The sequence below is a fragment of the Rheinheimera sp. genome, from assembly GCF_020217005.1.
Taxonomy (GTDB): domain Bacteria; phylum Pseudomonadota; class Gammaproteobacteria; order Enterobacterales; family Alteromonadaceae; genus Pararheinheimera.
On sequence record NZ_JAIWOI010000045.1, the window covers coordinates 1 to 10,000 of the forward strand.

The 10,000-nt window shown below is 47.5% G+C and carries 7 protein-coding genes; all 7 read right to left on the reverse strand.

Annotated elements, in window-relative coordinates; all coding sequences use genetic code 11:
* Positions 1-79 precede the first annotated feature (79 nt).
* Positions 80-796: a hypothetical protein gene (locus tag LDL40_RS02250; protein WP_300993367.1), complete on the reverse strand. Its 717-nt coding sequence runs from the start codon at positions 794-796 to the stop codon at positions 80-82.
* A gap of 318 nt (positions 797-1,114) precedes the next feature.
* Entirely contained in the window at positions 1,115-2,059 is a 945-nt protein-coding gene (locus LDL40_RS02255; RefSeq protein WP_300993370.1) for a DUF2971 domain-containing protein, read from the reverse strand.
* A gap of 520 nt (positions 2,060-2,579) precedes the next feature.
* A complete protein-coding gene (locus tag LDL40_RS02260; protein WP_300993372.1) occupies positions 2,580-4,553 on the reverse strand; it encodes a DUF5060 domain-containing protein in 1,974 nt (657 codons plus the stop codon).
* Positions 4,554-4,568: 15 nt separating this feature from the next.
* Positions 4,569-5,747: a hypothetical protein gene (locus LDL40_RS02265; protein WP_300993374.1), complete on the reverse strand. Its 1,179-nt coding sequence runs from the start codon at positions 5,745-5,747 to the stop codon at positions 4,569-4,571.
* Between the two features lie 159 nt (positions 5,748-5,906).
* The gene (locus tag LDL40_RS02270) at positions 5,907-6,866 is read right to left on the reverse strand and encodes an alpha/beta hydrolase (protein WP_300993376.1); all 960 of its coding nucleotides are present in this window, start codon (positions 6,864-6,866) and stop codon (positions 5,907-5,909) included.
* A gap of 106 nt (positions 6,867-6,972) precedes the next feature.
* Positions 6,973-8,112, reverse strand: a complete 1,140-nt coding sequence (locus LDL40_RS02275) for a glycoside hydrolase family 43 protein (protein WP_300993379.1) — start codon at positions 8,110-8,112, stop codon at positions 6,973-6,975.
* 303 nt (positions 8,113-8,415) lie between these two features.
* A partial coding sequence (locus LDL40_RS02280) for a DUF885 family protein (RefSeq protein ID WP_300993382.1) occupies positions 8,416-10,000 on the reverse strand: 1,585 nt, incomplete at its 5' end.

Genomic DNA, 10,000 nt, shown 5'->3' on the forward strand with positions numbered 1-10,000 from the left:
GTTATAACACTGAATAGGGCAAGACAAAATGACCTGTAATGTGACATTTAGCTGTACAACAGAGTATTTAGCATGTTTGCTACAGTTGAACTACAACCTTTGAGCCCGTATCATTCATTACAAATGAGATAGAATTTGTAGATTGATCGTAAGAAAGCTTAGTTTCATCTTCATACCTCCAGCGCCCCCACTCTTGGGTATCGTTCATCCACCCAGCCCATGCAATAGAACCATTAGACATATCGCAAACATAGCTCCATCTAGTATTATCGACGTTTCGGGTGTATCTAACATAGGTTAATCCATCTTGATTTTTGTAATTCTCGATAATACTTGTTGGTTTCCCAAATATCTCTCCAATGTAAGCCTTACATACTTTTGCCATTTCATTTTGGGAAAGTGTTTTAGAATTACCTGATGAGTTACCTCCCCCGAATAAGACTGAAAAGATAACAATCCCAACCAAAGCGGCTCCAATCATTGCTAGCCCTGACATCCGTTCCTTAACTTCTAAAGGAGCTGGAGTCAGCCGAGAGTGCTTTATATATTTCAAGAAAGCGTCAGTTCCACATTTGAGAGTTAAAAAGCCTTGGGATGAAAATTTTATAGTAAAAACTGTGTAGTACTTGTCTGAGTCTAACGAGGTAATGCTTGAGGCTGAATTAAGATTAATCGACTTTGTTTTAAAGATAGAGTCACTACCAAATAGAATTTCAGGCCCATCTAAAGATACAAAATTTACTTCTTTTCCTATCTCAACAATATTTGTATCTACTACTTCAGCTCTTATAGCCATAGCGAAAAAATCCCTCTGTCAACACAAATCCTAAGTGTTCTATAGCATGGACCACGGGCAAACGTATATAGTGTCATTTTTGAGAGATGACTACAAAGTGAAAAATATCAACTAAATTTACCGCCAGTTGCACTTTCATGTAACCACCAGTTTCAGCAATTATCCATTTTATTGAGCGTCAGTTCAGAGCGAATTGAGGACATTAATGCAGCTTTCACTAATTACTGCACAGAATAAATTCTCTGCTAAACGGCCAATTTTAACATGCATAAAAGATGCAACGGGAAAGCATCCTGTGAATAGTTTCGTTAGTCCCTTCTATCGTAATGGTATTTTTGAGCGTGAAATGATCGGCTTTGGTATATTTGACCTTTTACATAGCAACATTATTGTTTTTTCAGCTAGTTCAAAGTTATTTTTCGCACCTATGACAACTTCAGATATAGGCAAATGCCACTCAGTCCTCTGTGCTGATGGACAAATATCAAGTTCCATGTAGGGAATTACCCCTCCATCACCAAGCCTGAATTGTATGGGTTGCGGCCCTTCTTCTGATTTATCCTGATTTGAATAAATTGCACGCCATTCTTTCTCCTCTGAAAACGCACGGTCTTTAAATCGACACGCCATATTTCTTAGAACATTTGCGGCCCAGCGAGCTGCATAACCAATTAACAATTCTTCCAATTCAGGACTTTCATCTCGAGTAGATTTTGTGCACTCTAAAATCCATTGAAGTTGGCTGCGTATCAACTCAACTTGTTCTACTTCCTCATACACAACTTTTTTAATTTCTATTTTAACAAAAGGAAACTTTCGTTTTTGTCGGAATAGTTGATGATGATCTAACTTTATAGCGTAACCTTTCCCGTAGTCACCATAACCTTTCCACTGACTTAAAAGGTCTCCTTCCTCCGAAAAGCACGCGATATATATTTCTCCATTGTATTTATAAATTTCCTCCTTGGTTTCATTAAGAATTGATTGAGAAAAAGCACACTGCACTTCGGTATGTAACTCATTAACTATGGTCTCCGCCAGCTCCAAACCATGCTTCACCTCCCTTGAATCATTAAGAAATTCAGATTCCGTTGCCCAAAACTTGTTTGAACTTAAAATGCCCAGTAAGCCAGCTGAATTGGTATAGTGATACAAACCTCCTAAATGATTCATAAGATCAGTTTCATCAAATCGTAAATCTTTTGAAACAACTTTTTTCCAGTATGCGAGCAATTGCTCTTCATAGGTATCTCTAATATCCATTTGTTAAAATACCTCTTACATTTTGGGATTAGCAGGGTATTAGATTAAATTTTAATAAATCAAAAATCGATATGTTTTGTCTGTAGGGATAAACATTAAATAAGATTGCTACAGCACAAAGCTGGTATCAGCTCATGCTGAGTACACAACAAACAAGACAATATCCCGAGAATCATTTTGGATTTCGTTTAAAAGTCAGCTTTTGGCACAAAGTGACGATACCTAAGATCTCAGTAAACAGTCGGGCAACTGCGTTAGCAGACCCTGTGAGGGTAATTGCGGGATTTCGATAAGCCAATAATTTGGCTTATCGCCGCAAGAACGCCCTTTGCTCTGCAAAGGGCCGGAAGCCAAACAACACACTTCGCTGCCTACACGGATGTATTCACGGCGGGTCTGCGTTGTAGTTGACCGCACTGTTTGAGTCGAATCTCAACTGGTACCTTTTTAAGGCTAATACAGCTTTTGGCACAAAACAACGTCAGCAAAGCTGACGCCATTTCTAAGGTATAAACCGCCCTTATAGCTCCAACAAAATTTTTGACGCCCAATCGCGACTGGCGATTTGTTTATCTTGCGGGAAACCCGGCAGCACTAAAGTGCCATCGGTATTCGCTGTTATAGAAAGCGGTTTTTGCCATTGCCCATTGATTGGATCGAACCATATCAAGCTATAGCTTTTACCTGGCAAGAAGCCTTTTAACTCTGGCAGCACCGCTTTGTTTTCAAAATACAGCAGGGCGAAGTCCTTGTCTTTAGTGCGCATCATATAAGACCAACCATCCAGCCCATCGTCCGGGCTGCCCGGGGCTTTACGCACCGAAAGATCCTCTGAGGCTAAATCTAAATCCTGATAGCGGCGGCCTTCTGACAATACAAAGGCCTGCAGATGCTGCATATAGCTGGCGGATCCATACTTTAACGCATCCCAAAACTGTGGCCTGGCACCTGCCGGTTCTCCGGTTGAGGTCAAATCATAAGCCGCAGTGCCATGCACATGGCCAGACAAAGCGCCCGATAGCACAGAACCATACATTTGGGCGCGGGCAAAATAATTATCCCGTGCTGAATTGGCGGGCGGCTCTTCACCTGCGGGTTTATTAATTTCGTGCAGCCAGCCGGTGTAATAAGGTTCGAAATTAATAGTGGGATAAGCCGGAGTCAGCTTAAATTGGGTTTCCAGCGCGGCACCCACTCGATGATCCCGTGGCTTATTGCCCACGCTATGCATAGTCAGCCAGGGCACTTGCCCGGCATGGCCAAAGGCGTCATAAGTCGAACGGTCAATCAGCACTGTCACCGGCTGGTTAAAAGGCGGTGGGCCGTATTTTTTTAAGTGATACGTCAGCGCTTCGTTAAATTGGGCCGCAGTCAGGCTGAAGTCTTTGGGGATCCAATCCAAATGAATACCGCTAAACACCAGGTTATTGGCACCATAACGCGCAATTAAATATTGGGTGTAGCGGGCAAAACTTTCATTAAAATCAAAGTAGGCATGCCAGGACGGGCCTACGTCGCGGCGCACAGTTTCCAGCAGCGGCACAAAACCTTGTTGCGACAAATACTGCATTTTGCGGTCCAGGCTTTGGAAATAGGCCGGGTTGATGCGGTTAAAGTCCGACACGCCTTTATGCTGTGCCGACATCGCAAAGGGTAAATGGCCGTATTCGTCGCGCATACTTTTGGCGGTAAAAGAACCCCAATAACTGACGCCACCCGAGGCATCTGTGCCTTGTTCGCTTGCAACGTCGTAGCCAAATTTTTCCCAGGCATTGCGCAGGTAAACGCCATTGTGATCGGCATAGGTGCTGGGGTTTAGATCGGCATCCCAATTGGGGAAAGCGGCAATCATACTGACCGAGTTAAAGCCCTGTTGCTTGCGATACGTGACTGCATCTTCAAAACCAATACCAGGGCCTGGTTGGTAATCCGCTGAAGTGGCGGCGCCACGAAATGGCAAGCGCCAGGTACTGGCTGCCAGCCAGGTATCACCGACCATAAAAAAGGGGGTGCCATCGGCATATTCAAGAGCATGGCCGTTTGGTGATACCCGGACAAAACCTTGCCGGTTTGGGTTTTGTTGTTTTTCAGCCGCTGTCCATGCCACAGCAGTAAAGGTGCCAGAGTGGCCATTTAAACCCGCATCATCCGGCTGGTTAGACGCACTTTGCCAGGTCCATTGACCGGGCGCTGTTGCCACCACCCGCACTACAAACCTGTTATCGCCATCCCAAAAGCCATACACCCGTTTATCAAAACCTGGCCCTTTTAGCTGCACCCAGAGATCAACCTCGGTGTAATAATTGGCATAAGGTTTGGCTGCCAGCAGTACAATTTCCTGCATTTGCCAGGTACGGATTTGATTGGGAGCAACAGCGTCAGTGGCTGGCGCTGAACAGCCTACAAGGGCTAGTGCAGCAACGAGCGCCAGTACTTTTGTGATTGCAAACCCTATAGATAGCGGTATGGAAAGCAATTTAACGAGTCGGTTCATGGGGGCCTCAGCTGGTTATTGCGCGCTGCTGAAATGCAACTTAGGCGCCTGGCTGCCATCGCCATGCTCAGAGTCGTAGAAAGACGCCTTAATCGCACCTAAAGGCTGTAGTAACAGACCACGGGTGGTGCCATCAAGCAGGCGTTGCAGCACAGGACGGGGGATAGTGACCAGGGTTTTGCCTTGTGCTGGCGCTACTTCGGTATCAAAAATCATTTGGCCGTTAATAGCAGCCTGCAGATCTTTGCCTTGAGTAAAACTCTGGAAGGTCACGTTATGTTGTTGCCAGTTTGTTTCACCAGCCAAAATCTCGAACACCCGCACTTTATCGAATTCAATACCAAAGTCCTCACCCAAAGCAGCGACGTAGTTACCGCCTTTTTGCAGTGCCTGGGTGGTAAGCTCCAATACGCCAGACCCTTTGGCTTTTTGGCCGCGAAAACTTTGTAAGTCCCAGCGCAGCAAGGGGTATTGTCCGGCACTGACGGTGAAAACCCTGGCATTGTCGGAAGTCCAGTTGTTGAAATTGACTAAAGGAAAAGCCGAATTAATGCTGGTATCCTGATTGACCTTCAGGTGCTGTTTAAAGCTTTCAAGTGCAGGGATAGGCGGATGATAGACCAAAGGTTCGCCCAAATCGGCTTTGGCATTCTTCACCGGCACCACTTCAGCGCGGTAATAATCCACATCGAGATGGTATTGGCCTGGCCCCCAGTCGGTAACGCCAAGTTGCACATTCACCTGGTCACCAGGCACAGCGTCTAAATTGCGGGTGGTCATGCTGATCACTTGCCAGTCTGTGGTCTGGTCCAGATCATATTCGCGTAAATGTTGGTGATAATCCGTGGTGCGCTGGGTGTTGATCATAAAGTTGACCCGGCGCGGCGCATGGCTGGCCCGCACCCGCGCTTCGACACGTAGTTCGTAGTCCGGGCTTTTGAGCTTTTCCATATCCAAAGAGGGCGCAACATCACGTTTGATAATGGTCCAATAGATATTGTGCTGATCTTTAGTGGCATCGACCTGCATGCGGGCAAAGCCATCCATGGGGATAAAAGTTAACTGCGCCTCGCCATCTCCGGTCAGGCTTTGCCAGCCTGCAACTGAATGATTAAAGTCGTCGACAAAGTCGGCATCAGCAAGCGGTGTGAAGATGAAGAGCCCGCCTAACAGAGTGGTTTTTATAGTTTTCATTATGAATTTCTCTTGATTGGTTGATGTACATCGGCCCCATATGACGCGGATTTATTGACGAGCCTGGCAGATCATTCGAAAACGGACGCCCACAAGGGACGTCCCTACAGTAACGACTTCGTGAATACACAGGAGACGGCCAGATTAGCCGTTTGGCTTTTAAGCCTTAGGCTGCATCATGCCGTGCATCTTCAGCCAACTGCTAAAGGCGCCGAACCAGCCTGTACTGGTGGTTTCTTTCGGGTACATGCCAAAGCCGTGACCGCCTTGCTCGTAAAAGTGAAACTCGACTGGTTTTTTCGCCAGTTGCCAGTTTTTGACCAGGCCAAAATCACCATTGGCGAAGAATGGATCATCAGCGGCAAGGGCGACAAATAATGGCGGTGCGTCGGCTGGTACTGCCACTTCGGCCAATGGGCCATAGATATTGGCGATAAAGGCTGGTTTGGCGTCTTTACCCACTAATGTTGTGGCCATAGTCAGCATGGCGCCGGCGGAAAAACCTATCATGCCAATACGGTCCGGATCGACCTTCCATTCGGCAGCACGTTTGCGAATCAGCGCAAAGGCGGCGCTTGAATCTTCCAGTTGCGGTGCCAGACGCTTCACCATTTCGGCCGGATCAGGGCGGGGTGGGCGGCGGGCAGTACCGGAAAACATCTGCGCCATTTCTTGCTCAAAGGCAGCCATATCGGCCGGGGTTTGATTTAATCTGTATTTCAGCACAAAAGCTGCAACACCTTGCTTCGCCAGCGCTTTGGCGACATCCCAGCCTTCGTTGTCCATCGACAAAGTGCGAAAGCCGCCACCTGGGGCCACAATGACGGCAGCACCGCTGGCCGTTTTTGCATCAGGTAAAAAGGGCGTTAGTGTGGCAACTGTAACGTTACGTGCAAATCTGCTGCCGTACTGCGAATGCCAGGATTCTTGCGCCTTGGCTTGCGGCAGTGGGCCTGTACCAAGTTCTATGGCATTGCTCTGATCGGGTGCGGCTATGGGCGTCATTACATCGTTGGCTTGCGCCACAGCCTGCGCTGTCCATAAACAAGCGGCCAGCAACAGGCTCTGCCGGAACAGGCCAAAGTGTGAGGAGCCAGGAGTTAAAAAGTTACTTTTCATTTTGTTCCTTTCCTTGTTGTGTCTTCTGAATTGGAGCCCGCTACCCGCAACGCAATGGCCTGGATAAGGCTAGTTTGTTGCAGCCCGGACTACTTTTTTTACGTACTCACTGTTTCTTGGACGTTCTGACTATGGGTTTAATAGTGCCGTCTTTATTGAAATACACTCTGTCTAGGCTGACCGAACGGCGGTAATTGCCACCGCCCGGCAGGTCGGCGCTGTGGTAGGCAAGATAGGTCTGGCCGTTAAAGTCAAACAGCGCCGGATGTATCGTGGTGGTGTTAGGCAAAGGTTCCATAATGATGCCCTGGTATTTCCAGGGGCCTGAGGCCGACGAGCTGGTGGCATAAGCCAGGCTTTCCGGAAAACCTGCCGCATAGACTAAGTAATAGATGCCGTTATGTTTGGACAGGTGAGGGCCTTCTTCGAAGTTCGGTAAGGTATCTACCGCATGGATCTTCACCTTGCTGGTGTCACGGTTTTGCATCCGTCCTTGCGCATCCACTGTGTAGCTTTCGCCTTTCAGATGGACTAAATCGGCTTCCAGTTCCACCCACCATAACTGCTGGTTGCCCCAATACAGGTAGGCTTTGCCATCGTCATCGACAAATACCGCCGGGTCTATATTGCGCCAGGTGTGGTCTTTGTATTTTGCTGTATCTTCCAGCAAAATCATCGGCATACCCCTTGGGTCTTTAAATGGCCCTTCCGGTTTATCTGAGACTGCGACTCCGATAGAAAAACCAAATTGACCGCCTGTTTGGCCGCCTTCTACTGCGACATAAAAGTAGTATTTGGTTTTGCCTGAGGCATCTTTATGCTGGATCACGTGATGAGCGTAAGCGTTGCCTGTTTTTTGATCGCCTCTGGCCCAATCAAAGTCAGAGTAGCGAAACACAGCGCCTTTATTTTGCCAGCTGACTAAGTCCTTGCTGGTCCAAAGCCTGTAGTCGTACATGCGGTAATCTTTGCCATCCGGCACAGCTTCATCATGTGTGCTGTACAGGTATAAAGTATCTCCCACCACCAAAGCGGCTGGATCTGCGGTGTAGATCAACTCACCCACTTCGTTGGTTGGGTCTTTGCTATCGTACTTAATAATAGGGTTATCAAAACTTGTAGGAGCACTCGTTTGAGCTCTGTTTTCAGCGGTTTCTGCCACTGTAGTGCTGCAGTACAAGGCGGCAACACAACACAGAGCCAACAGAGATTTTTTGTTATGGAGACAGGGTTTTAGGCTAAACATGAAAGCGTATCCTTAGGCCACAAAGATTGAATACAACATAGTGTGTCGAAGTTTGCGGCATAACGGAACGTGCAATCACTTACGAATCCCTTTAATAGCTTTACCTTATTTGGTCAAATGCTGAGCAGGGTAAATCGAGGATTTTAAACAGCTTACTGAAGTTTCAGTGACAAGAAGTTGTAGCCACAACAGCCGTTGTTTGAGCCTGCCAGCGCCAGTAAGCCGGACTAATTCACCCTGTTGAGGCAATAAAAAAGGCGCCCACAAGGGGCGCCTCGACAGTACAAAGTGGGGAAGCTGGGATTAAGCTTTGGACTTAGCTGCCTGAATATATTGATCCACGAGCTGCTCCAGCACATCCAAAGGCACAGCACCGTTTTTCAGCACCACGTCATGGAATTGGCGGATATCGAACTTGTCGCCTAAGGCTGTTTTGGCTTTTTCGCGCAGTTCTAACAGTTTCAGCATGCCGACAGTGTAAGCCGTGGCCTGGCCTGGCATCACAATGTAACGCTCAATGGCGTTGACTGCTTCACCTTTAGAGTTCGGCGTATTGTCGACCAGATACTGAATGGCCTGCTCACGAGTCCATTTTTTGTCGTGTAAGCCAGTGTCGACCACTAAACGGCAAGCACGCCACAGTTCCATGGCTAAGCGGCCGAAGTCGGAGTAGGGGTCCTGATACATGCCAATCTCTTTGGGCAGGAACTCAGTGTATAAACCCCAACCTTCGATATAAGCAGTGTAACCGCCAAACTTGCGGAACTTAGGTACGTTTTCCAGCTCCTGCGCTATGGCGATTTGCATATGGTGGCCCGGGATACCTTCGTGGTAAGCCAAAGCTTCCATTTGGTACTTCGGCATACCACTCATGCGATACAGGTTGGCGTAATAAATACCAGGGCGGCTGCCATCCATTGAAGGTTGTTCGTAGAAGGCTTTACCCGCAGACTGTTCGCGGAAAGGCTCGACCGCTTTTACCACCATATCGGCTTTAGGCTTGACGATAAAGAGCTCGTCCAGACGGGATTTCATGGTGTCGATAATACGGGTGGCTTCAGCTAAATAGGCGGCTTTACCTTCTGCTGTATCCGGGTAATAAAACTGCGGGTCGTCGCGCATAAAGGCAAAAAACTGCTGTAAGTCGCCTTTAAAGCCGACCTTTTTCATAATGGCTTTCATTTCATCATGAATACGGGCGACTTCGGATAAACCCAGATTGTGAATTTTTTCAGCGCTGTAATCTGTGGTGGTGATACGGGCTAAACGGGTTGCGTAAAATTTATCGCCGTCTTTAAAGCGCCAGACACCATCTTCAGTACCGGCTTTTTCTTCCAGTGTGGTCAGTAAGCTGATCAGGCTTTCATAAGCTGGTTTTACGCTGCCAATTAAGGCCAGTTCAGCTTCTTTGATCAGCAGATCTTTTTCTGCTTGTTCCAGTGTTAATTCCTGCACTTTGCCACGGAAATCCGCCAGCAGGGTGCTGTCGTTGCCACCGTCAAAAGGTGCGCCGCTGATAATGTTGCGGCTGGCGCCTATGACATGAGCAAACACAAATTTAGGTGGCAGAATGCCGGCATCAGCCCGCACCTGCAGTTGCTGCTCTAACTGTTTAAAGTAAGTGGTAACACCTTTTAAGCGGCCAATATAAGCTTTGGCGTCACTTTCATCGCTGATACTGTGCTGGTTAATCAGCAGCGAAGGCACATTGGAGTGAGTGCCATACATTTGATTAACAGGGTAGCTGTATAAGTCCCATTTAGCATCGTCCAATTCTTCCTGCAGGGCAGCAGTGAGTAATTTCACGCTCAACTGGCGGCCGCTGTCCAGGCTTTGCATATTCAGCGCCTGCACTTGAGCCAACTGCTGTTTGGTTTGCTCCAGCTCT